This is a genomic window from Bauldia sp. (assembly GCA_037200845.1).
In the GTDB taxonomy this organism is placed as follows: Bacteria; Pseudomonadota; Alphaproteobacteria; order Rhizobiales; family Kaistiaceae; genus DASZQY01.
Window position 1 is genome coordinate 2,176,702 of the sequence record JBBCGQ010000001.1, and the last position, 21,394, is coordinate 2,198,095.

Here is a 21,394-nt window from a genome sequence, read left to right on the forward strand (position 1 = left end):
CTATGCTGGCGCGACTGAAGCTTCCGCCGACCGCATGACCCAGCACACCACCGAGACTCCGCAATTCTATCTGACCGCGCCGGCTCCCTGCCCCTACCTGCCGGGCCGCGCCGAGCGGAAGGTGTTTACCCATCTGGTCGGCGACCGCGCCGCGGCGCTGAACGATATACTGACCCAGGGCGGCTTCCGCCGCAGCCAGAACATCGCCTATCGCCCGGCCTGCGAAGGCTGCCGCGCCTGCATTTCGGTCAGGACCGCGGTCGACTCGTTCGACACGACGCAAAGCTTCCGCCGCGTCCTTAAAAAGAACCGCGACGTCATCGGCGCCGAGACGACGGCCAGCCCGAGCTCCGACCAGTACTCCCTCTTCCGCGCCTATCTCGACGCCCGCCACGCCGAAGGCGGCATGGCCGACATGACGGTGCTCGACTACGCCATGATGGTCGGCGACAGCCACGTCGATACGCTGGTGGTGGAGTATCGCTTCCGCGGCATAGATAGCGGCATCACCGGCCGCGGCGAAGGCCCGCTCATCGCGACGGCACTCACCGACGTCCTCGCCGACGGCCTGTCGATGGTCTACTCGTTCTTCGATCCGGAATACGCCGACCGCAGCCTCGGCACCTACATGATCCTCGACCACATCCAGCGCGCGCGGAAGATGGGGCTGCCCTACGTCTATCTCGGCTACTGGGTCGATGGCTCGCGCAAGATGAGCTACAAGCGCCGCTTCAGGCCGCAGGAACACCTGATGGCGCGCGGCTGGGTCCGCGTCGATGCCTAGCCGTCGCCGGCGATCGTCGTCAGCATGAACGCGACGTAGACCAGCCCGCCGGTCGCCGCGAGCGGCGCGGCAAACTCTATCGGCGTTCCCGCCACCTTCGACCGCGCCAGCGCGGCCAGCGCGAAGAACGCCCACGCAATGGTGTGGAACCAGCGCAGCACGAACCAGCGCAGCCCTTCGGCGCTCGCTGCGGCGGGCAGCACGGCATAGACGATAGCGATGACCGCCGCCGACGCCGCAAGGGCAACCCACGGGACGCCGTAAATGCGTTCGGAAAACAGACTAGGCATGCGGCGGGATATGGCGATAGCCGGCCGCAAAAGCAAAGCGGCCGGCGCTGAGGCCGCCCCCCCGCAACAACGGTCGCAGCGCTGGCGCGTCTGCGGCTTAGAATTTCACCGTCGCCGTGACCCGGCCGCCGTGGTCCTGCGAATTGGCGCCGATCTGTCCGGCGTATGTGGTGCTGAGCGTGAAGTTGGTGCCCACGGGCAACTCGACCCCGGCCTCGGCGACAAAGGCATCCACGGCGACCGGCACGCCGGCCACGGTGTAGCTCTGGCCCTGGATAGTCATGCTGGAGAGCGGCGTGATGTCGCCGAAGGTGTGCCGCCAGCCGGCCATGCCGCGGAAGGTGGCTCCGGTGCCGACATCGCCCGCCACGCGAAGCCCCAGCGTGGTGAACGTGAGGTTCTGCGTGCTCGCCGCCACCGACAGCGGTCCGATGCCGCCAGTCTCGGTGAAGCCATCGGTGCTGACGTTGATGTAGTTGGCTCCGGCGAAGGGCTGGAGCATCCCGAGGTCCGCACCGACCTCGCCGAACACCTGCGCAGTGCGGGCGTTGTAGCTGGCGACCGACGTCTGACCGAGCACCGTGCGTGCCGTCGAGATCGCGTTCAGCGAATACGTGCCGCCCGCGCGGATGTCGACGTTGTTGCCCACGTCGCCGCCGGCGTAGGCGATGAGGTCGAGGCTGCTGATCGTGCCGGTCGCGCCGCGGCTTGCCGAGGCCACCGAGGCGCCGCTGAAGCCGCCGCCGAAACCGCCCGCCCAGTTGCCCGACCCGCCTTCATAGCCACCGAGCAGCCCGTAGTGCGAGCCGGCGACGTCGCCGGCGTTGCCCGACGCGTCGGCCAGCGAGATGCCGTGGCCATAGGCCTGCCCCCACACGCCATCGCCCGACGACGCAAATTCGGCGCCGCCGCCGCCATTCGGCGCATTCAGTCCGTTGAGCCGCTCGCCGAGCGCGCCGGCAAGGAAGGTTGCGTCGACGCCGAGCAGATCCTTGGTGGTCGCGTGGAAGTCGCCGGAGAGCGCATCGAGCACGGCGAGCGCCGCGTCGCCGCTGCGCGTGGCGACCGCGTTGAATACCGGGTTGCCGATTCCGAGCGGATAGATCGCAGTGCCCAGCGCCTTCTGGTTCGGCGTCACGCCCGCGCTCGCGAAAGTCGTGCCGCTCAGCACGAACCTGACGGAGACATCGGCAGCGCCCGAGTTGAAGACAACGGCATCCAGGAATTGCAGGTCGTCCGACCAGTAATCGAAGCCGCCGTTGCGCCCGCTCGTCGACGACACGATCTTCACACCCGTGGTCGTCGGCGTGAAATTGCCGTCACCGCCGCGGATGTCGAGGTATCCGTCGAGGGACAGGATGCCCGACGCCTGGATAAAGTCGTGCCCGTTGCCCAACGTCATCACGACGTGTGTTTTGTCGCCGCTGGCGATGGCGAGCCCGCCGATCGTCTGATGGCCAGCGCCGGCGAGATCCCACGTCGCGCCTTCCGTCGGCGAGCCGTTTATCGCCACGTTCGGGCTCTGCGTGAAGGCGTCAGAATGCGTGGTGACGAAGGTGCCCTGGTTGATCGTGACGTTTCCGGTTGCGTTCGACGTGCCGCCGAAGACGAACGTTCCGTACCCCTTCTTGAACAGCGTGCCCGACGTGCCAACGAAATTGCCGTTAAACGTCGTGAGCGCCGTGTCGGTGCCGAACGTGAGACCCTTGACTCCAATGTTCACCGATGTTCCGGCGGCGCCGCTGAGGTCCTTGATGGTCGTCGAGATGCCGGTGATCCCGGTTATGTCGAAGATGCCGGCGTTGGAAAGAGCCACGCCGGACGACGTGTTGATGGCGCCGGCGGCCACGAGCGCGAGTGTGCCGCCCGCGATGTTGGTGGCGCCCGTGTAGGTGTTCGCGGCGCTCAGCGTGAGCTTGCCGGCGCCCGCCTTGGTGAGGTTGCCCATGCCGACGCCGTCGGTGAGAAACTGGCCGTTCCAGGTAGCATTTAGGCCGTTGGTGTCGATGGTCGAGGTCGTGCCGCCGACCAGCGTCGCGTTGACGACGGTGGTGAGATCGGTCCCGATGACACGCACGGTGCCACCGCCAAGCTTGAACAGATACGTGCCGGCGACGCCTCCCGAGGACAGAGACGAGCTGTAGATGGGCTGCAGCGCGTTGCCGCCGATTTCGAGCGTGCCGCCCAGGAGGTCGTACTCGCTGGCGCTGGCGCGACCGGAAAGATACAGCGTCGAGTTATCGCGAATCCGCAGCGTGCCGCCGGTCTGAACGATTTTCCCCGTCGTGCTGTTGGTGCCGGTAGCTTCGCGGTTGCCGATGATGAGGGCGCCGGCCTGCGTGCCATGCAGGTCGATCAGCGCGTCGCCGCTGATATTGAGGACACCCTGGCTGGCGGTCGGCCTGTTTCCGTTGGACCGCCCGAGGGTCATGAAGCCGCCCTGAAACTCGATCGAGCCGCTGCTGATAGTGTAGGTGCCTTTGCCGCCCTGGTTGCCGATGTTGAAGGACGAGCCGACCCCGAATACGACGGCCCCGCCCGTCTGGTTGACCACGCCCGTGCCGCCGAAGTCGCCGACCTGCAAGGCGGGCGACGGAAGGCCGCTGCCGACGATGTTGAGTACGCCGCCGGAGATGTTGAAGGTCCCGCTGCCACCGTCGCCGCCAACCGACAGGTAGCGAATGCTGTTTGTTGCGGTGGTTTGTTTCGCCGTGCCGCCGTTGATATGAACTTCGCCGCCGTCGGCCGTCAGCCCGGCAAATGTCACCGTTCCATTGCCGGTCTTGAGCAGGTAGTTCGTCGGCAGCATTGACGTTGCGCCGTTCACGCCGTGGACTGTTCCCGCCCACGTCGTGTCGACCCCGTTGTCATTCGAAATGAACGTGGTGCCGTTGACGGTGCCGAGATTCAGGACGCCGGTGGGCGCGATGTTCAGGAAGTCGTAGGTCTCGCCTGCGGGCGGCACATTGTGGATATCGCCTGCCCCGATATTAAGGCCCGCGGCGTATGCGCCCGTGGAGAAGAGCGCCACCGTCGCGACGCTGGCCAGCAGCGCAGCGCGACTGATGCGCGGGGCGGAAAAGACGACGGCTGACGTATTCGCAGCCGAGCGGCCACGCGCAAAACCATGGGATGACACAAACGCCCCCTACACAACGCAACACTACGTGGCCTGCCTCGGGTGCAACTGTTGATTAACTGTTGATTAACTAGCAAGCGGCTTGTGGATACAATCAGGAGTCCATGGCTCCGAGAGCGCACACGACCCTGCGACAGTGGACGTATCTATCTGGTTCAACTGCCATTTCGGCGGTGTTGCCGATTCGCAACGGACGAATGAATCCGATTCGAGCTGTATCGAGCGGCGCTGTGGATAACTCAGCGCGGCTCGGAGCCCGAAAAGACCTGCCACAACCAGTGGTGCTCCTTGCGCACCATGAGCGCGGTCAGCCGGTAGGGTTGGCGCTCCCCGTCCGTGGACAGGCGGTAGGTGCCGTCGGCCGTCAGCCAGGCGACGTTGCTCTGGGTCGATACCTTGCCGGGCTGCAGATCGAACAGGACGCGGAACGGCTGCGCGTAGATGGCCGTGAATTGAGTGCGAACCGCCTCCGGCCCGATCGCCGTTTCGCCGACTTCCGATCCGAAGAACGCCACGTCGGCGTGGTCGCTGAAGCACGCCATCGTTTCGTTGAGACGCCCGTTGGCGATGTGGTCGATCAGCGCGTTGAATGCCTTCAGCACCGCCCACTTGGTCTCGGCATTCGCCAGCACGGCTAGCGGCCGAACTTGCCGTGGCGCGGGAAGCCCTGTGGCGGCAGGCGGCCGGCCTGCGCCCGGGTACCGACCCAATCCTTCAGTTCCGACATCGGCCGGTTGAATTCGCGGCCGGAGGAGTCCTGCCACGTCAGGCCGTCGCTCTTGTTGAAGACGCGCGCGTCGGCGGCGCCGCCGTCCTTGTACTTCTGCAGGCGCACGCCCTTGCCGCGCGTCATCTCCGGCACCTGATCGAGCGGGAAGATGATGAGCTTGCGGTTGTCGCCCAGCATGGCGACCGTGTCGCCGGCAGCAGGCACCGCGATGCGCATCTCGTCCGGCGCCGACACCGACATCACCTGCTTGCCCTTGCGCGTCGTGCCGATCACCTCGGCCTCGGGCACGATGAAGCCGCGCCCGTCGGTCGAGACGACCAGCAGCTTGCGCGCCGGGTCGTGCACGAAAACCGCGACGACATCGTCGGCGGCTTCCATGTCGACCATCAGCTTGATCGGCTCGCCGTGGCCGCGCCCGCCGGGCAGCTTGTCGGCGGCGAGCGTATAGAAGCGGCCGCCGGTCGAGGCGACGACGATCTTGTCGGTGGTCTCCGCTTCCAGCGCCGCCTTGAGGCTGTCGTCGGTCTTGAAAGTGAGGGTCGCGCGGTCGATGCCGTGGCCCTTCATCGCGCGTATCCAGCCCTTGTCGGAGACGACGACGGTGATCGGCTCGCGCTCGACCATCGCGGTCTGGATCTCCTCGTCGTCATGCTCCGGCGCGTCACCGAAGGTCGTGCGGCGCTTGCCGAGCGGCGTGTTCGGGCCGAACGCCTTCCGCACTTCCCTGATCTGATCGGCGACCGCGTCCCACTGCTTGTCTTCCGATTTCATCAGCGCGTTGAGCGACTTCTGCTCCTTCGACAGCGTGTCGTGCTCGCCGCGTATCTCGAATTCCTCGAGCTTCCTGAGCGACCTGAGGCGCATGTTGAGGATCGCCTCGGCCTGCACGTCCGTCAGCTTGAATCGCTTGATGAGCGCAGGCTTCGGCTCGTCCTCGGTGCGGATGATGCGGATCACCTCGTCGAGGTTGAGATAGGCGATGAGGTAGCCTTCCAGCACCTCGAGGCGATGCCGGATCTGCTCCAGCCGGAAATTCGTGCGCCGGATGAGCACATCGCGCCGGTGGCCGAGCCACTCGTTCAGCACCTCGCCGAGACTCATCACCTTCGGCACGACGCCGTGCGACAGGACGTTGAGGTTGAGCGGGATGCGCGATTCCAGATCGGTGAGGCGGAACAGCGACTCCATCATCAGCGCCGGATCGACGGTCCGGCTTTTCGGCTCGATGACGATGCGGATGTCCTCTGCCGACTCGTCGCGGATGTCGGCGACCAGCGGCAGCTTCTTCGCCTCCATCAGCTCGGCCGCCTTCTCGATCAGCCGCGCCTTCTGCACCTGGTACGGAATCTCGGTGATGACGACCGCCCACGTACCGCGCCCCTGATCCTCCTGGCTCCAGCGGGCGCGCACACGGAATGAGCCGCGGCCCGTCCGGTACGCCTCAATAATATTCGCCCGCGGCTCGACGATGATGCCGCCGGTCGGCAGGTCCGGCCCGGGGATGAGATCGACCAGCGTCTCGATGCGCGCCTTCGGCGTCTTGATCAGATGCAGCGCCGCATCGCAGAGCTCGGCGGCGTTGTGCGGCGGGATGTTGGTCGCCATGCCGACGGCGATGCCGGCGGAGCCGTTGGCGAGGAGATTGGGAAAGGCGCCTGGCAGCACTACCGGCTCGCGCTCGGTGCCGTCGTAGGTATCGCGGAAGTCGACGGCATCCTCGTCGATGCCGTCGAGCAGCAGCCGCGCCACCTCGGTCATGCGCGCCTCGGTGTAGCGCATGGCGGCCGGGTTATCGCCGTCGATGTTGCCGAAGTTGCCCTGCCCGTCGATCAGCGGGTAGCGGACCGCGAACTCCTGCGCGAGGCGCACCATCGCGTCGTACACCGCCTGGTCGCCGTGCGGATGATACTTGCCGATGACGTCGCCAACGACGCGCGCTGATTTCTTGAAGCCGGAACCGGGATCGAGCTTCAACTGGCGCATCGCGAACAGCAGCCGGCGATGCACCGGCTTCAGCCCGTCGCGCACGTCGGGCAGTGCCCGGTGCATGATGGTCGACAGCGCATAGGCGAGGTAGCGCTCTTCCAGCGCCTCGCGGAGATCGACAGCCTCGATCTCGCCGCCGGGAATCAGGTGTTTGGCCATGGCTGGCAGTAGCCCGCAGGGCCTTGGGATTCAAGGCGCGGCCTCGCTCGAACCAGCTTCCCGCGCCGCATCCCCTCCGCTGTCATCCTTCGGCGAGGCCGGAGGCCTCGACCGGAGGACCAGCCGCAACAATCACTTTGCCGAAGCCTCCGGTCGGCGCCGCGCGCCGCCGAAGGATGACAGTGGAGGGGAGGTTGCAGGGCGAGCAGAGCGCTCGGCCTACTCCGCCGCGTCCCGCTGCCGCGCCACCAGCCCGAGGAACGCCGCCCGCGCCTCCGGTGGCTCCAGCCCGCGCGGCTCGTAGACATGCCGCGCCAGGAAATATCCCGTGAGATGGAACGCCGCGGTCACCGCCTCGGCGTCCGGCCGCGCCTCCGACGGCACCTCGAGCAGGAACGGCGGCAGGCGCAGCAGGCGGTCGTGATAGGGCTCACCGGCCGAGCGGCTGACCGCCCTCCCCGTCCGTGGCGAGACATAGGCGAGGTCGTCGTTGCCGCCGGTCGCCGCGCACTCAGAGAGGTCGAGGCCGAAGCCCAGATCCTCGAGCAGCTTCATCTCGAAGCGGACGATCAGCCCGCCGGCGATCAGCGGATCGTCGAGGAAGTCGAGGATCGCGACCAGCCCGTCGTAGAGGTTGGGATGCGCGTCGCGCTCGGGCAGCAGCCGCAACAGCGCCGCTATCGTCTGGATGCCATAGAGCCCGGTGGCGCCCTCGATCAGCCGGGCGGCCCGTTCCGTGGTTCCCTCAAGCGTATAGTGGCCGAGATGGCCGTCGAGCCGCGCCCGCCAGGTCGCGTTGACCGAGTTTCCGGGCTGGAGCGTCGGTTGCAGCCGCCGCGATCGGCCGCCGCGGACAAGCCCCAGGTGCCGGCCATGGGCGGCCGTCATCAGCTCCACGATCAGGCTGGTCTCGCCGTGGCGCCGCGTGCCGATGATGACGCCTTCGTCGGTCCATTGCATGGTCGGAATCTACACCCCAGAGCGTCCGGATCGCATATGATTTCGCCGGCTTCGGATAGGGAGACGCGAGATATGGCGGGGCGGCTGAAGGGCAAGGTGGCGCTGGTTTCGGGCGGCGCCACGGGCATAGGCGGCGCGGCGGCAAAGGCAATCGCGGCGGAAGGCGCCAGGGTCGCGATCGTCGACCGCAACGTCGCCGGCGGCAACGAGACCGCCGCCGCGATTCGAGCGGCCGGCGCCGAGGCGATCTTTGTCGAAGCCGACGTCACGGACGAAGGCGCCGTGAACCGCGCGGTTGCCGAGGTGGTCCGCCAGCTCGGGCCGGTGACGGCGCTGTTCAATCACGCCGGCTCCATCGTCATCAAGCCGTTCCTGGAAACGACGCTGGAGGAATGGGAAAGCCTCCACGCCATCAACGTCCGCTCGATGTTTCTGGTGACCAAGGCCGTGCTGCCCGCGATGATCGGCGCCGGCGGCGGCGCCATCGTCTGCACCTCGTCGATCTCGGCCGTCGCCGCTACCGCGACCGAGGTCCTGTACGACACGACCAAGGGCGCCTGCCACATGTTCGCCCGCGCCATCGCGGTCGAGTTCCGCGACAAGGGCGTCCGCTGCAACGCCGTCTGTCCGGGCTTCATCGACACCCCGCACGGCAAGCGGGAAGTCGCCGGCCTTACCCGTTACGGCATCGACGTGTCGGACGCCACCATCGCCATGCAGCAGGGCCGGATGGGCAAACCGGAGGACGTCGCCGGGGCGGTGGTTTTCCTGCTCAGCGACGAGGCCGCCTTCATCACGGGCACGCATCTGTTCGTCGATAACGGATTTACCGCGGTTTGAGCCGATTTTCCGCGACGTTCAGCCATCGTCCGTAAACCCTAGGCACACTATATCTGCTATGGTGCGGCCCGCGCCTTCCCCCGGCGGGCGCCTTCCCCGTGGTGCGCCGATATGATGCGCCAGTACGAACTCGTTGAGCGGGTCACGCGCTATAACCCCGGCGCGGACGAAAACCTGCTGAACAAGGCTTACATCTACGCCATGCAGAAGCATGGTGCGCAGCAGCGCGCCAACGGCGACCCCTATTTCTCCCATCCGCTCGAAGTCGCCGGCATCCTCACCGACCTGAAGCTCGACGATTCCACGATCGCCGTCGCCCTTCTCCACGACACCATCGAGGATACCGACGCGACGCGGGCCGAGATCGACCAGATGTTCGGCGAGGACATCGGCCGCCTGGTTGAGGGCCTCACCAAGATCAAGAAGCTCGACCTCGTGTCGAAGAAAGCGGCGCAGGCGGAGAACCTGCGCAAGCTGCTGCTGGCGATCTCCGCGGACATCCGCGTGCTGCTCGTCAAGCTCGCCGACCGCCTGCACAACATGCGCACGCTTCAGCACATGCCGGAGGAAGCCCGCAGCCGCATCGCCGAGGAGACGCTCGACATCTATGCGCCGCTCGCCGGCCGCATGGGCATGCACGACATGCGCGAGGAGCTCGAGGAGCTGGCCTTCCGGCATGTGAACCCGGAGGCGCATGCCACGATCGTGCGCCGGCTCACCGATCTGCGCGACCGCAACCAGAAACTGATCGCCCACATCGAGGAGGAGCTGACCGACAAGCTCGGCCTCGCCGGCATCTTCGCCGAGGTCAAGGGGCGCGAGAAGCGGCCCTACTCGATCTTCCGCAAGATGGAGCGGAAGGCCGTGAGCTTCGAGCAGCTCTCCGACATCATCGGCTTCCGCGTCATCGTCGGCGGCCTGGAGAAATGCTATGCCGCCGTCGGCGTCGTCCACACGACGTGGCCGGCCGTCCCCGGCCGCTTCAAGGACTACATCTCGACGCCGAAGCAGAACGACTACCGCTCGATCCACACCACCGTCGTCGGTCCCGGCCGCCAGCGCGTCGAGCTGCAGATCCGCACCGCCGACATGCACCGCGTCGCCGAATACGGCATCGCCACGCACGCCCTCTACAAGGACGGCGTGACGCCCAAGCCGAACGGAAACGGCAGCGGCAATGGCAAGCACGACGCCAGCAAGCCGGCGCTGCCCGGCTTCAACGACGAGATCCGCGCCTACGAATGGCTGCGCCGCACCGTCGAGACGCTGGCCGCGGGCGACACGCCGGAAGAATTCCTCGAGCACACCAAGCTCGAGCTGTTCCAGGATCAGGTGTTCTGCTTCACGCCGAAGGGCCGGCTGATCGCGCTGCCGCGCGGCGCCACGCCGATCGACTTCGCCTATGCCGTCCACACCGACATCGGCGACACCTGCGTCGGCGCCAAGGTCAACGGCCGCAACCTGCCGCTGATGACCGAGCTGCACAACGGCGACGAGGTCGAGATCGTCACGTCCAAGGCGCAGGTGCCGCCGCCCGCCTGGGAGTCGATGGTCGTCACCGGCAAGGCCCGTTCCGCCATCCGCCGCGCCACCCGCAGTGTCGTGCGCAAGCAGTACGCCGGCCTCGGCAAGCAGATACTGGAGCGCGCCTTCGCCCGCGCCGGCCGTGCCTTCAGCGAAGAGCTGATCGCCAAGGCCCTGCCGCGCCTGGCCCAGTCGAACACCGAGGATGCCTTCGCCGCCGTCGGCCGCGGCGAGATCCCGTCGCTGAACGTGCTGCGCGCCGTCTACCCCGACCACAAGGAAGCGCAGGCGCGCGCCAAGCCGAAGAGCGAGGAAGGCTGGTTCGGCCTGAAGCGCGGCTCGGGCATGAAGTTCCGCGTGCCCGGCCTGTCGCGCAAGCCGGCCGCCGTCGGTCCGGCCAAGCCCGGCGCCGCGTCGGCGATCCCGATCCGCGGCCTGAACGGCGAGAGCGTCGTGCGCTTCGCCGAAAGCGGCGCCGTGCCCGGCGAGCGCATCGTCGGCATCCTGATGCCCGGCGAAGGCGTCACCATCTTCCCGATCGAGTCGGCCGCGCTGAAGGAATTCGACGACGAGCCCGAGCGCTGGCTGGATGTGCGCTGGGACGTCGACGAGAGCACGCCGGTGCGCTTCCCCGCCCGCATCCAGGTGACCGAGATCAACGAGCCCGGCAGCCTGGCCCAGGTGGCGCAAGTCATCGCCGACAACGAGGCGAACATCTCGAGCATCAAGACGTTGACCTCGGCGCCGGATTTCTCGGTGATCCTGATCGACGTGGAAGTCTTCGACGTGAAGCATCTCAACCGGCTGATTGCGCAGCTCAAGGCGCGGCCCGTGGTATCGAGCGTGACGAGGGTCAGCGAATGAGCGGCGTGATGAGCGAGGACGAGGTGATCGGCGTCTTCCGCCAGGCCGGCGCCATCCTCGAAGGTCATTTCATTCTCTCGTCCGGCCTGCACAGCCCCGTCTTCATCCAGAAGGCGCGCGTCTTCATGTATCCCGAGCTGACCGAGCAGCTCTGCCACGCGCTCGCCCACAAGATCGACGACGAGGGCCACGGCGACGTCGACCTGATCGTCTCGCCCGCCATCGGCGGCATCGTCCCCGGCTACGAGACGGCGCGGCAGCTTGGCATCCCCGCCGTCTGGGTCGAGCGCGAGGAAGGCGTCTTCCGCCTCCGCCGTTTCGAGGTGCCGAAAGGCGCCCGCGTGCTGATCGTCGAGGACATCGTCACCACCGGCCTCTCCGGCCGCGAGACCATCGCCGCCGTCGAGGCGCTGGGCTGCACCGTGGTCGCCTGCGCCTGCCTCATCGACCGCTCCGGCGGCGAGGCCGACCTCGGCGTCCCGCTGGTGTCGCTCGCGCGCTACAAGGTGCCCGCCTACGCCGTCGCCGACATCCCGCCGGAGATGGCGAAAATTCCGGCCGTGAAACCGGGCAGCCGGGGATTGGCGTAACCAGATGCTGTTCCGCCGCCGCACCGAAGAACATCCGATCGACCGCCTGCGCACGGCGCTATGGCCGCGCGTCAGCTTCTCGCGCTCGGCGCAATATTTCCAGAAGCGCGTCATGCGCCTCACCGGCTCGCCGCACGCGGTGGCGCTGGGCGTCGCCGTCGGCGTCGCGATCGCGTTCACGCCGTTCCTCGGCTTCCATATCCTGATCGCGCTGCTGATCGCCTGGTTGCTCGGCGCCAACCTGGTTGCCGCGGCGCTCGGCACCGCCGTCGCCAACCCGATCACCATTCCCTTCATCTGGGCGGCGACCTACCGCGTCGGCCGCATCTTCGTCGGCGGCCCGCGCTTCCGCAGCGGCAGCGACGTGCCGTCGAACCTCGCCGAGAAGTCGCTGCATGCGATCTGGCCCGTCATCAAGCCGATGCTGATCGGCTCGATCCCGATCGGCCTCGCCGCCGGCGTCGTCGCCTACCTGATGGTGCTCGCCGCCACGCGCGGCTTCCGCGCCGTGCGCGCCGAGCGGCTGGCCGCGCGCCGGCGCAAGCTCCACGCCGCCGCGCACCCGACCCTCGAGGGAGTCTGAGATTCCGATGGGCAAGCTGCGCCTCGGCGTCAACATCGACCACGTCGCGACCATCCGTAACGCGCGCGGCGGCGATCACCCCGATCCGCTGCGCGCCGCGAAGATTGCGGAAGCCGCCGGCGCCGACGGCATCACCGCGCATCTCCGCGAGGATCGCCGCCACATCGGCGACCGCGACATCGAGCGGCTGCGCGCCGGTATCCGCCTGCCCCTGAACCTCGAGATGGCGGCGACCGACGAGATGCTGTCGATCGCGCTCCGCTACCGGCCGCACGCCGCCTGCATCGTGCCCGAGCGGCGCGAGGAGCGCACCACCGAGGGCGGCATCGACGCCGCCGGTCAGCGCCATCGCCTGCAGCCCATCGTCTCCGCGCTCAGCGACGCCGGCATTCGCGTCTCGCTGTTCATCGCGCCCGACCGCGCCCAGCTCGACGCCGCCGCATCGCTCCGCGCGCCGGTGGTCGAACTACACACCGGCACCTACTGCGAATCTTTCCACTCCGGCCCCGACGCCTTCGAGCACGAGCGCCGCCGCATCGCCGACGCCGCCGCCTACGGCCGGAGCCTCGGCCTCGAAATTCACGCCGGCCACGGCCTCGACTACGCCAACGTGAAGCCGATCGCGCGCCTGCCCGAGATCGCGGAACTGAACATCGGCCACTTCCTCATCGGCGAGGCGATCTTCGTCGGCCTCGAGGAGAGCGTGCGCACCATGCGCCGCCTGATGGACGAGGCGCGGGCGGAGGTCGCCGCATGATCATCGGCATCGGCAACGACACCATCGACATCCGCCGCGTCGAGAAGGTGCTGGAGAAGCACGGCGAGCGCTTCACCCACCGCATCTTCACCGACATCGAGGTGCGCAAGTCGGAACGCCGGCGTCTCCGCGCCGCCTCCTACGCCAAGCGCTTCGCCGCCAAGGAGGCCTGCTCCAAGGCGCTCGGCACCGGGATGAGCGGCGGTGTCTTCTGGCGCGACATGGGCGTCGTCAACCTGCCCTCCGGCAAGCCGACGATGGCGCTGACCGGAGGCGCGGCAAAGCGCCTCGCCTCGCTGGTTCCGACCGGCCATCGCCCCGAGATCCACGTTACGATCACCGACGATTTCCCACTGGCCCAGGCGCTTGTGATCATCGAGGCGGTCCCGGCCACAACCTAGGGCGGGCGGGCGTTGCGCCCGCGCCGCCTTGCCGGTATTACCGGCCCTTCTTTCCCCACGGCACCGCGACGGCCGCAACGACGGACCAGTGAATGAGCGCGACCACCGAGAAACCGGCCAAAAGCAGCAGCGGCGGCGAAACCGTAAAGGTCATCGTCCAGGCGCTGGTTCTCGCCCTCGTCGTCCGCACGCTGCTCTTCCAGCCGTTCAATATTCCGTCGGGCTCGATGGAGAACACGCTGCTCATCGGCGACTATCTCTTCGTCTCGAAATATTCCTACGGCTACTCGCGCTTCTCCCTGCCCTTCAGCCCGCCACTGTTCAGTGGCCGCATCTGGGGCAAGGAGCCGACGCGCGGCGACATCGTCGTCTTCAAGCTGCCGCGCGATGAATCGACCGACTACATCAAGCGCGTCATCGGCCTGCCCGGCGACCGCATCCAGATGAAGGGCGGCGTCCTCTACATCAACGACGTCGCCGTGCCGAAGGAATACGTCGACACCGTCGACGACGACGGCGTCCAGGCCAAGCGCTACAAGGAGACGCTGCCGAACGGCGTCACCTACCACGTGCTCGACCGCGAAGAGGGCGGCGCCGAGGACGACACCAAGGTGTTCGAGGTGCCGGCTGGCAACTACTTCATGATGGGCGATAACCGCGACAACTCGACCGACAGCCGCGTGCCGCCGCAGGCGAACGGCGTCGGCTACGTGCCGTTCGAAAATCTGGAAGGCAAGGCGACCATCATCTTCTTCTCCTTCAACGAGGAGCAGAAGCACGTCCCCACCCAGCTCGAAGCGGTGCCGACGAACCACGTCTGGGAAATCTGGAAGTGGCCGGACAAGGTCCGCTGGGATCGCATTTTCAAGATCCTATGAAGACGCCGGGCGATGCTGCGGTCGCGCCGCTTGAGCGGCGCCTCGGCTATCGCTTCCAGAACCGCGCTTTCATCCTGACGGCGCTTACCCATTCGGGAGCCGCCGCCGGCAGCGCCACCTACCAGCGCCAGGAATTTTTGGGCGACCGCGTGCTCGGCCTGATCATCGCCGAGATGCTGCTCGCCGCCTACCCGCAGGCGCCGGAGGGCGACCTTTCCCGACGGCTTGCCGATCTGGTGCGCAAGGAAACCTGCGCCGAGGTGGCGCTCGCCGTCGATCTCGGCAGCGCGCTCCGCTTCGCCAACGGCCGCGCCCCGCGCGCCTCGCTGCTCACCACCAACGTGCTCGGCGACGCGTGCGAAGCCGTAATCGCCGCGATCTACGAGGACGGCGGCCTGGAAGCGGCGCGCACCTTCATCGCCACGCACTGGCAGGACCGCCTGTCGATCAGCCTCACCGGCCGCAACGCCAAGGCCGCGCTCCAGGAATGGGCGCAGGGCCAGGGCCTCGACGTGCCGAGCTACGCCATCGCCGCCAAAAGCGGCCCCGACCACGACCCGCGCTTCGACGTCGAGGCGCGCGTCGAGACGCTCGCCCCGGCCCGCGGCGTCGGCAAGACGCGGCGCGAGGCGGAGCAGGCGGCGGCCGCCGCGCTGCTCACCCGCGAAGGCGTCTGGAGCCCCAAGCCATGAGCGACACCGACACCCGCGCCGGCTTCGTCGCCCTCATCGGCGCGCCCAACGCCGGCAAATCGACGCTGATCAACAAGCTGGTCGGCTCCAAGGTCGCCATCGTCAGCCACAAGGTGCAGACGACGCGCTCGACCATCCGCGGCATCGTCATGGCCCGGCAGACGCAGATCGTCTTCGTCGACACGCCCGGCATCTTCAAGCCGAAGCGACGCCTCGACCGCGCCATGGTCGAGACGGCATGGGGCGGCGCCAAGGATGCCGACGTCGTCGCGCTGCTGGTCGACGCCTCGGCGGGCCTGAACGACGATAACCGCGAGATGATCGCCAAGCTTGCCGAGGTCCATCACCCGAAGATCCTGCTGCTCAACAAGATCGACGCCGTGAAGCGCGAGGTGCTGCTGGAAATGGCGGCGCAGGCGAACGCCATCCTCGCCTTCGAACGCACGTTCATGATCTCGGCGCTGACCGGCGACGGCGTCGAAGACTTCACCGCCTTCCTCGCCGACCGCCTGCCCGTCGGTCCGTGGCTCTACCCGGAAGACGAAATCTCCGACGTGCCGCTCCGCCAGCTCGCCGCCGAGATCACGCGCGAAAAGCTGTTCGAGCGCCTGCATCAGGAGCTGCCCTACCAGGCGACGGTGGAGACTGAAGCCTGGACCGAGCAGCCGGACGGCTCGGTGCGCGTCGAGCAGACGATTTTCGTCGAGCGCGACAGCCAGAAGAAGATCGTGATCGGCGCCGGCGGCTCGACCATCAAGGCCATATCGATGGCGGCCCGCAAGGAGATCGGCGAGATCGCCGAAACCACCGTGCATCTCTTCCTGTTCGTGAAGGTGCGCGAAAACTGGGCCGACGACCCGGAGCGCTACCGGATGATGGGCATCGAGTTTCCGAAATAGGGCGAACGTCGGGAGGAGGATAGACACCCCTCCCCAAGCCGCCTTTGGCGGTTTGACCCTCCCACAAGGGAGGGTTCGTCGTGCTGGTAGATCTGGACTCCGCTTGAGCCCTCCCCTTGTGGGAGGGCCAAAACCGCATCGCGGTTTTGGGGAGGGGTGTCTCTCCTCCCCACCGAAACTGCGAACCACGCTACAAACAGAAAGGGCGCCAAAGGCGCCCTTTCGTATCCCGGAACGCTTGTTGCTAAAACTCTTCCGTCTTGTCCGGCGGAACCATGCTCTCGAGCCCGCGCAGCAGCTCCTCCTCCGACATGCGGTCGAAGGCGATGTCGCCGTTCTCGTCCGGCACCGGCGCGGCCTTCTCGCCGTTGGCCGACGCGATCATCGGCACCACCTCGGGCTCCGGCTCGTCGACTTCGACGTACTTCTGCAGCGAGTGGATCAGGTCTTCCTTCAGGTCCTCCGGCGCGACCGTCTGGTCGGCGATCTCGCGGAGCGCGATGACGGGGTTCTTGTCGTTGTCGCGGTCGATGGTCAGCGGCGCGCCCGACGCGATCATGCGGGCGCGATGGCTGGCAAGCAGCACCAGCTCGAAACGGTTCTCGACCTTGTCAACGCAGTCTTCGACGGTGACGCGCGCCATGGGCAAATATCTCCGGGTGGGGAATTGGGCCGGGATATAGGCGGCTTCGCCTGAGGACGCAAGGGCGATCGCCGGGTCCCCACGCCCGTTTTCAGCCATATTCGCAGGGGAAATCCCGGTTTGTTCGTCTCCGCCGGCAAGAAAGGGCGAAACGAACGTGGTAGAGACGAATTATTCCGAAGGTTTCCTTTTTCGCCTGCCGAGCAACGACCCCAGTTTTCCCGTTTCAGTTCCTTTGCCAGTCTTCCAAAGGATTGCGTCCCATGTCCGCCACCCGCGACCGCCTTGAGCAAAGCCTGTTCGACCCGCGCGAGAAGATCGCGCTCTTCATCGACGGCGCCAACCTCTACGCCACCTCGAAGTCGCTGGGCTTCGACATCGATTACAAGCGGCTGCTCGCCGAGTTCCAGTCCAAGGGCTACCTGCTGCGCGCCTATTACTACACGGCGCTCGCCGAGGATCAGGAGTATTCCTCGATCCGCCCGCTGATCGATTGGCTGGACTACAACGGCTACACGGTGGTCACCAAGCCGACCAAGGAATTCGTCGACGCCACCGGCCGCCGCAAGATCAAGGGCAACATGGACATCGAGCTGGCGGTCGATGTCATGGAAATGGTCGATGCGGTCGACCATTTCGTCCTGTTCTCCGGCGATGGCGACTTCCGCTCGATGGTCGAGGCCGTGCAGCGCAAGGGCCGCAAGGTCACGGTCGTCTCCACCCTCGCCACCCAGCCGCCGATGATCGCCGACGAGCTCCGCCGCCAGGCCGACAACTTCGTCGATCTGTCGACCATGCAGGCCCGCGTCGGCCGCGACCCGGCCGAGCGCCAGGCCCGCCAGTCGGAGCGCATCCAGACCGAGGCGATGTTCCACGACGAGTTCGAGGACGAAGGCACCGTCTGAGTCCCGCGTGACTCCGCCGGAGCCCGGGCGCGACTGCCCGCTCTGTCCGCGCCTCGTCGCCTTCCGCGAGGAATGGCGCGCGAAGGAGCCGACTTGGCACAACGCGCCGGTGCCAACCTTCGGGGCGCTGGACGCGCGTCTCGCCATCGTCGGCCTGGCGCCGGGTCTGCGCGGCGCCAACCGCACCGGCCGCCCGTTCACCGGCGACTACGCCGGCGACCTGCTCTACAAGACGATGCTGGATTTCGGTTTCGCCACGGGCACTTACGCGGCGCATCCGGAGGACGGCCTGACGCCGAAGGACGCCGCGATCGTCAACGCGGTGCGCTGCGTCCCGCCACAAAACAAGCCGACGCCTCTGGAAATTTCGACCTGCCGGCGGTTCCTCGTCGGCACGCTCGACGCGATGCCCAACCTCGAGGCTATCCTGGTGCTCGGCCGCATCGCCCATGACAGCACCGTCTCCGCACTCGGCCTCAAAAGATCGGCGACGCCGTTCGGCCATGGCGCCGTGCACAAGGTGCGCGACGGCCTGACCCTGCACGACAGCTACCATTGCTCCCGCTACAACACGAACACCGGCGTACTGACGGAAGCCATGTTCCGGTCGGTTTTCGCTACCATTCGACGGCGGCTCGGCTAACGCGGGCCGTCGCCCGGCGGAAGCAGGGGTCCGGCGCTGCAGGCCCAACGCATCCAGCGCTGCGCTAGATGCCGCGCCGCTGGATGACAAAGGCGTCAGCGCCCCGAACGAACCTTTCGCCCCTCCCCGTGTTAACGTGTCTCCAATCCCGCTGGAGGTTCTCCCATGCCCGAATTGCAGATCGCGCCAGAGAAGGTCGGCTGGCTCATCCTCAAGGCCCGCGCCTTCGACTCGAAGGTCTCGCCCGTCATCCCGGCCGACGAGGCGAGCGATGACGACGAGGTCGAGCTGGTCGAAAACCGCGCCGACGACCCGGACGTCGCCGAGATCGTCGGCTTCGTGCGCGGCCTGAACGAGGACGAGGAAACCGACCTCGTGGCGCTCACCTGGATCGGCCGCGGCTCGTTCGACCTGGAAGACTGGGAAGAAGCCCGCCAGACCGCGCGCGAGGAAAAGACGACGCGCACGGAGCGCTATCTCCTCGGCATGCCGCTCTTGGCGGATTACCTCGCCGAGGGGTTGGAGGCTTTCGGCATCGATCCCGGCGAGGCCGAGGAAGACGCGCTGGAGGAGTAGGCGGGCACCGTTACCCCTCCCCAAACCGCCTTCGGCGGTTTGACCCTCCCGCAAGGGCGATTATCAGGGACTTGACAGTAACGGTCAGGCATGGAAATATCCTTCCATTGAAGGGAGTTTCCTATGACCGCTCGCCGCCCCAAGCCTGTTCATCAGATGACGATCCCGCAGTTCGAGGCGATGTTCGTCACTGAGGAAGATTGCAAGGGCTACTTGAAGGCGCGGCGCTGGCCTGAGGAAGTCGCCTGCCCACGCTGCGGCAACACCAAGGTCTATGAGTTGAAGTCGCGCCCGTGGCATTGGCAGTGCCAGAATTGCGCCCCGCAGGGCTACCGTTTCTCGGTCATCGCCGGGACGATTTTCGAGAACACGAATAAGCCTCTGCGCCAGTGGTTCCGCGTTGTGCATTTGATGCTGACCAGCAAGAAGGGAATGAGCGCCCTTCAAATCCAGCGCGTCATGGGCTTCGGTTCTTACGAAACCGCATGGAGCATGTGCCACAAAATCCGCACCGCGCTTGTCGAGCCGGAAGTGAAACTTGGCGGCATTGTCGAGGTCGATGAGACGTTCATCGGCGGCAAGGACAAGAACCGCCATTGGGATAAGAAAAGCTACGGCGTTGGCGGTCAGGGATCGAACAAGTTCGTCGTTATCGGAGCCGTGAAGCGCAAGGGCAACGTCATCGCCCGCGTGATTGAGAACACCGATACCGCCACGTTCGATAGCTTCGTTCGCCAGACTGTTTCGGACAAGGTGAGCCTTCTCACCACCGACGAACATTCCGGCTACCGGCACCTCGCCAAGGACTTCCCGCACAAGTTCATTCGCCACGGTGCGGGGCAGTACGTCATCGGTTCGATCCACACGAACACGATTGAAGGGTTCTGGTCGATCCTTAAGCGTGGCGTCGTCGGCACCTTCCACAAGGTCAGCAAGAAGTACTTGCCGCTGTATGTCGCGGAGTTCCAGTTCCGCTACAATAACCGCATGAATGAGGACATTTTCAGCGCGGCGATTGAAGGATGCTAGGATCATTTACGTCCTAGTCCCCGCCATTGCTGCCAAAGGCTGGTTAGCCCGATTATCACGACGCCGATGAGTACTGGGAAAAAGAGCCAATCCGGAAAAGGTATGTGGCCATTTGCAGGAATGTCGCTTGAGTCCGCGACGTGGTGGGGCGATGCAGCGAATCTAGCGCTGCTGGCTTGCCTGCTCGGCGGTGTTGTCGCGACGTTTGTGATTGTTCGGACTGCGACCGTGAAAGAATTCCATTGGGACCGATTGCGGGAGGTCTCTCGTGCCGAAACGGCAAGAGCGGCGGCCGACGCAGAGGCAGCAAAGGAAGGCACAGCCGTAGCAAAAGAGGGCGCCGCCAAAGCGAACGCCGAAGCGGCGCGCGCAAATGAATCAGCGGCGATAGCGACAGAAAAGGCGGCAGGCCTTGAGAAAGAAGCTGCCGAGTTGCGGCTTGCGTTAGAGAAAGAAGTGGCCGCCCGCTCTCCGCGCGTTATTAGCGATGCGCAACGAGTGGCGCTGTTGAAGGCGCTGGAGGGAGTTCCGAAAGAGCCCGTCCAGATAAAGCCGAAAATGTGGGATGCGGAAATCAAACAATACGCCGACCAGCTGGAGGCCGTTTTTAAAGAAGCTGGTTTCCCGGTCACAAGGGAAGACGCCATTTCATACGGCATCTTCGGCACATTCCTGGTAATCAAGAACTTGGATGCACGACCACCGCACCTCGAAGGCATCCACGCAGCCTTAGCGGCTGTCGGCATTGCGACTTCCGCATATGCGGAAGAATACGTTCCCGACGATAAGACTGTGACCGTCGGAATAAGCACCAAACCATAGACGACTAGAGCGCCGGCCTGTCGGAGCCAGCGGTAGGATCGTTTCCTAGCACTGTCAAGTCCAGGATAATCGCCCCCGCAAGGGGAGGGTTCGCCGAATTGAAACACCGCGCCCCAACAAAACTCCGCTTGAGCCCTCCCCTTGCGGGAGGGCCAAAACCGCGCAGCGGTTTTGGGGAGGGGTGTGCCTCAGGAAACGCCGACCTCCACGCCCGCGCCCTATCCCTTATCCCGCAACAACCGCGCCTTCTCCCGCCCCCAATCCCGCGCCTTCGAAGTCTCGCGCTTGTCGTGCAGCTTCTTGCCGCGCGCCACGGCCAGCTCCACCTTGGCCCGCCCCTTGTCGTTGAAGAACACCTTCAGCGGCACCAGCGTCATGCCCTCCTTGTCGACGGCGCCGATCAGCCGGCTGATCTCGCGCTTGTGGAGGAGCAGCTTCCGCGGACGCCGCGTCTCGTGGTTGAAGCGGTTGGCCTGCAGGTATTCCGGGATATAGGCGTTGTAGAGCCACAGCTCGCCGTTGCGTTCGCCGGCGTAGGAATCGGCGATGTTCGATTGCCCGGCGCGCAGCGATTTGATCTCCGTGCCGGTCAGCGCAATGCCGGCCTCGTAGACCTGCCCGATTTCATAATTGTAGCGCGCACGGCGGTTCACCGCGGCGTCGCGGTTCGCCGGGTCGTGTTTCTTGTCAGCCATGAGGC

The 21,394-nt window shown here is 66.1% G+C and carries 22 protein-coding genes; 15 read left to right on the forward strand and 7 right to left on the reverse strand.

The window, feature by feature from the left end; all coding sequences use genetic code 11:
• Window positions 1-34: 34 nt before the first annotated feature.
• Window positions 35-784, forward strand: coding sequence for an arginyltransferase (locus WDM94_10710; protein ID MEJ0013073.1), 750 nt, complete (start codon window positions 35-37; stop codon window positions 782-784).
• Here the strand turns inward: WDM94_10710 and WDM94_10715 are convergent.
• The 5 genes from WDM94_10715 to recO form a co-directional block, all read right to left on the reverse strand.
• The gene (locus tag WDM94_10715; GenBank protein ID MEJ0013074.1) at window positions 781-1,074 is read right to left on the reverse strand and encodes a hypothetical protein; all 294 of its coding nucleotides are present in this window, start codon (window positions 1,072-1,074) and stop codon (window positions 781-783) included. The genes WDM94_10710 and WDM94_10715 overlap by 4 nt on opposite strands.
• Before the next feature lie 97 nt (window positions 1,075-1,171).
• The gene (locus WDM94_10720) at window positions 1,172-4,039 is read right to left on the reverse strand and encodes an autotransporter domain-containing protein (GenBank protein MEJ0013075.1); all 2,868 of its coding nucleotides are present in this window, start codon (window positions 4,037-4,039) and stop codon (window positions 1,172-1,174) included.
• 413 nt (window positions 4,040-4,452) lie between these two features.
• Window positions 4,453-4,845: a nuclear transport factor 2 family protein gene (locus WDM94_10725; protein MEJ0013076.1), complete on the reverse strand. Its 393-nt coding sequence runs from the start codon at window positions 4,843-4,845 to the stop codon at window positions 4,453-4,455.
• A gap of 2 nt (window positions 4,846-4,847) precedes the next feature.
• Window positions 4,848-7,088: a DNA topoisomerase IV subunit A gene (gene parC / locus WDM94_10730; GenBank protein MEJ0013077.1), complete on the reverse strand. Its 2,241-nt coding sequence runs from the start codon at window positions 7,086-7,088 to the stop codon at window positions 4,848-4,850.
• A gap of 219 nt (window positions 7,089-7,307) precedes the next feature.
• Window positions 7,308-8,048 (reverse strand): DNA repair protein RecO, encoded by a 741-nt coding sequence (recO, locus tag WDM94_10735; protein ID MEJ0013078.1) that lies wholly within the window; start codon window positions 8,046-8,048, stop codon window positions 7,308-7,310.
• Between the two features lie 72 nt (window positions 8,049-8,120).
• On the opposite strand from recO, the gene WDM94_10740 reads away from it, so the two are divergent.
• From WDM94_10740 to era, 9 genes are all read left to right on the forward strand, one after another.
• A complete protein-coding gene (locus WDM94_10740) occupies window positions 8,121-8,888 on the forward strand; it encodes an SDR family oxidoreductase (GenBank protein ID MEJ0013079.1) in 768 nt (255 codons plus the stop codon).
• 111 nt (window positions 8,889-8,999) lie between these two features.
• Window positions 9,000-11,276 (forward strand): bifunctional (p)ppGpp synthetase/guanosine-3',5'-bis(diphosphate) 3'-pyrophosphohydrolase, encoded by a 2,277-nt coding sequence (locus WDM94_10745; GenBank protein MEJ0013080.1) that lies wholly within the window; start codon window positions 9,000-9,002, stop codon window positions 11,274-11,276.
• A gap of 8 nt (window positions 11,277-11,284) precedes the next feature.
• Window positions 11,285-11,866 (forward strand): orotate phosphoribosyltransferase, encoded by a 582-nt coding sequence (gene pyrE, locus WDM94_10750; GenBank protein MEJ0013081.1) that lies wholly within the window; start codon window positions 11,285-11,287, stop codon window positions 11,864-11,866.
• A 4-nt stretch (window positions 11,867-11,870) separates the two neighbouring features.
• Window positions 11,871-12,449: a DUF2062 domain-containing protein gene (locus tag WDM94_10755; GenBank protein ID MEJ0013082.1), complete on the forward strand. Its 579-nt coding sequence runs from the start codon at window positions 11,871-11,873 to the stop codon at window positions 12,447-12,449.
• 7 nt (window positions 12,450-12,456) lie between these two features.
• Complete coding sequence (locus tag WDM94_10760) at window positions 12,457-13,206, forward strand: pyridoxine 5'-phosphate synthase (protein MEJ0013083.1); 750 nt, start codon at window positions 12,457-12,459, stop codon at window positions 13,204-13,206.
• Window positions 13,203-13,607, forward strand: a complete 405-nt coding sequence (acpS, locus tag WDM94_10765; protein ID MEJ0013084.1) for a holo-ACP synthase — start codon at window positions 13,203-13,205, stop codon at window positions 13,605-13,607. Before WDM94_10760 ends, acpS begins: the two co-directional genes overlap by 4 nt.
• A 92-nt stretch (window positions 13,608-13,699) precedes the next feature.
• Entirely contained in the window at window positions 13,700-14,485 is a 786-nt protein-coding gene (gene lepB, locus WDM94_10770) for a signal peptidase I (protein MEJ0013085.1), read from the forward strand.
• Window positions 14,482-15,177: a ribonuclease III gene (gene rnc / locus WDM94_10775; protein MEJ0013086.1), complete on the forward strand. Its 696-nt coding sequence runs from the start codon at window positions 14,482-14,484 to the stop codon at window positions 15,175-15,177. The genes lepB and rnc overlap by 4 nt, the downstream gene beginning before the upstream one ends.
• The gene (gene era / locus WDM94_10780) at window positions 15,174-16,076 is read left to right on the forward strand and encodes a GTPase Era (protein ID MEJ0013087.1); all 903 of its coding nucleotides are present in this window, start codon (window positions 15,174-15,176) and stop codon (window positions 16,074-16,076) included. Before rnc ends, era begins: the two co-directional genes overlap by 4 nt.
• 244 nt (window positions 16,077-16,320) lie before the next feature.
• On the opposite strand, the gene rpoZ is transcribed toward era, so the two are convergent.
• Entirely contained in the window at window positions 16,321-16,719 is a 399-nt protein-coding gene (gene rpoZ, locus WDM94_10785; GenBank protein MEJ0013088.1) for a DNA-directed RNA polymerase subunit omega, read from the reverse strand.
• 296 nt (window positions 16,720-17,015) lie between these two features.
• Here rpoZ and WDM94_10790 point away from each other — a divergent pair, with 296 nt between their 5' ends.
• The 5 genes from WDM94_10790 to WDM94_10810 all read left to right on the forward strand — a co-directional run bounded on the left by WDM94_10790 (window position 17,016) and on the right by WDM94_10810 (window position 20,694).
• Window positions 17,016-17,624, forward strand: coding sequence for an NYN domain-containing protein (locus WDM94_10790; GenBank protein ID MEJ0013089.1), 609 nt, complete (start codon window positions 17,016-17,018; stop codon window positions 17,622-17,624).
• A 7-nt stretch (window positions 17,625-17,631) separates the two neighbouring features.
• Window positions 17,632-18,267 (forward strand): uracil-DNA glycosylase, encoded by a 636-nt coding sequence (locus tag WDM94_10795; protein MEJ0013090.1) that lies wholly within the window; start codon window positions 17,632-17,634, stop codon window positions 18,265-18,267.
• 165 nt (window positions 18,268-18,432) lie between these two features.
• The gene (locus tag WDM94_10800; GenBank protein ID MEJ0013091.1) at window positions 18,433-18,843 is read left to right on the forward strand and encodes a DUF3775 domain-containing protein; all 411 of its coding nucleotides are present in this window, start codon (window positions 18,433-18,435) and stop codon (window positions 18,841-18,843) included.
• A 123-nt stretch (window positions 18,844-18,966) separates the two neighbouring features.
• Entirely contained in the window at window positions 18,967-19,872 is a 906-nt protein-coding gene (locus WDM94_10805; protein MEJ0013092.1) for an IS1595 family transposase, read from the forward strand.
• 66 nt (window positions 19,873-19,938) lie between these two features.
• Complete coding sequence (locus WDM94_10810; protein ID MEJ0013093.1) at window positions 19,939-20,694, forward strand: hypothetical protein; 756 nt, start codon at window positions 19,939-19,941, stop codon at window positions 20,692-20,694.
• A gap of 218 nt (window positions 20,695-20,912) precedes the next feature.
• Here WDM94_10810 and smpB read toward each other — a convergent pair whose 3' ends face one another.
• Window positions 20,913-21,389 (reverse strand): SsrA-binding protein SmpB, encoded by a 477-nt coding sequence (gene smpB / locus WDM94_10815; GenBank protein MEJ0013094.1) that lies wholly within the window; start codon window positions 21,387-21,389, stop codon window positions 20,913-20,915.
• Window positions 21,390-21,394 lie beyond the last annotated feature (5 nt).

Excerpts from the sequence above, each read along its gene's own strand:
- recO (MEJ0013078.1), bottom strand. The coding sequence starts at position 8,048 with ATGCAATGGACCGACGAAGGCGTCATCATCGGCACGCGGCGCCACGGC.
- WDM94_10715 (MEJ0013074.1), bottom strand. The coding sequence starts at position 1,074 with ATGCCTAGTCTGTTTTCCGAACGCATTTACGGCGTCCCGTGGGTTGCC.
- smpB (MEJ0013094.1), bottom strand. The coding sequence starts at position 21,389 with ATGGCTGACAAGAAACACGACCCGGCGAACCGCGACGCCGCGGTGAAC.
- WDM94_10745 (MEJ0013080.1), top strand. The coding sequence starts at position 9,000 with ATGATGCGCCAGTACGAACTCGTTGAGCGGGTCACGCGCTATAACCCC.
- pyrE (MEJ0013081.1), top strand. The coding sequence starts at position 11,285 with ATGAGCGAGGACGAGGTGATCGGCGTCTTCCGCCAGGCCGGCGCCATC.
- WDM94_10810 (MEJ0013093.1), top strand. The coding sequence starts at position 19,939 with ATGAGTACTGGGAAAAAGAGCCAATCCGGAAAAGGTATGTGGCCATTT.
- WDM94_10710 (MEJ0013073.1), top strand. The coding sequence starts at position 35 with ATGACCCAGCACACCACCGAGACTCCGCAATTCTATCTGACCGCGCCG.
- parC (MEJ0013077.1), bottom strand. The coding sequence starts at position 7,088 with ATGGCCAAACACCTGATTCCCGGCGGCGAGATCGAGGCTGTCGATCTC.
- era (MEJ0013087.1), top strand. The coding sequence starts at position 15,174 with ATGAGCGACACCGACACCCGCGCCGGCTTCGTCGCCCTCATCGGCGCG.
- rnc (MEJ0013086.1), top strand. The coding sequence starts at position 14,482 with ATGAAGACGCCGGGCGATGCTGCGGTCGCGCCGCTTGAGCGGCGCCTC.
- WDM94_10740 (MEJ0013079.1), top strand. The coding sequence starts at position 8,121 with ATGGCGGGGCGGCTGAAGGGCAAGGTGGCGCTGGTTTCGGGCGGCGCC.
- lepB (MEJ0013085.1), top strand. The coding sequence starts at position 13,700 with ATGAGCGCGACCACCGAGAAACCGGCCAAAAGCAGCAGCGGCGGCGAA.
- WDM94_10805 (MEJ0013092.1), top strand. The coding sequence starts at position 18,967 with ATGACCGCTCGCCGCCCCAAGCCTGTTCATCAGATGACGATCCCGCAG.
- WDM94_10755 (MEJ0013082.1), top strand. The coding sequence starts at position 11,871 with ATGCTGTTCCGCCGCCGCACCGAAGAACATCCGATCGACCGCCTGCGC.
- WDM94_10760 (MEJ0013083.1), top strand. The coding sequence starts at position 12,457 with ATGGGCAAGCTGCGCCTCGGCGTCAACATCGACCACGTCGCGACCATC.
- rpoZ (MEJ0013088.1), bottom strand. The coding sequence starts at position 16,719 with ATGGCGCGCGTCACCGTCGAAGACTGCGTTGACAAGGTCGAGAACCGT.
- acpS (MEJ0013084.1), top strand. The coding sequence starts at position 13,203 with ATGATCATCGGCATCGGCAACGACACCATCGACATCCGCCGCGTCGAG.
- WDM94_10800 (MEJ0013091.1), top strand. The coding sequence starts at position 18,433 with ATGCCCGAATTGCAGATCGCGCCAGAGAAGGTCGGCTGGCTCATCCTC.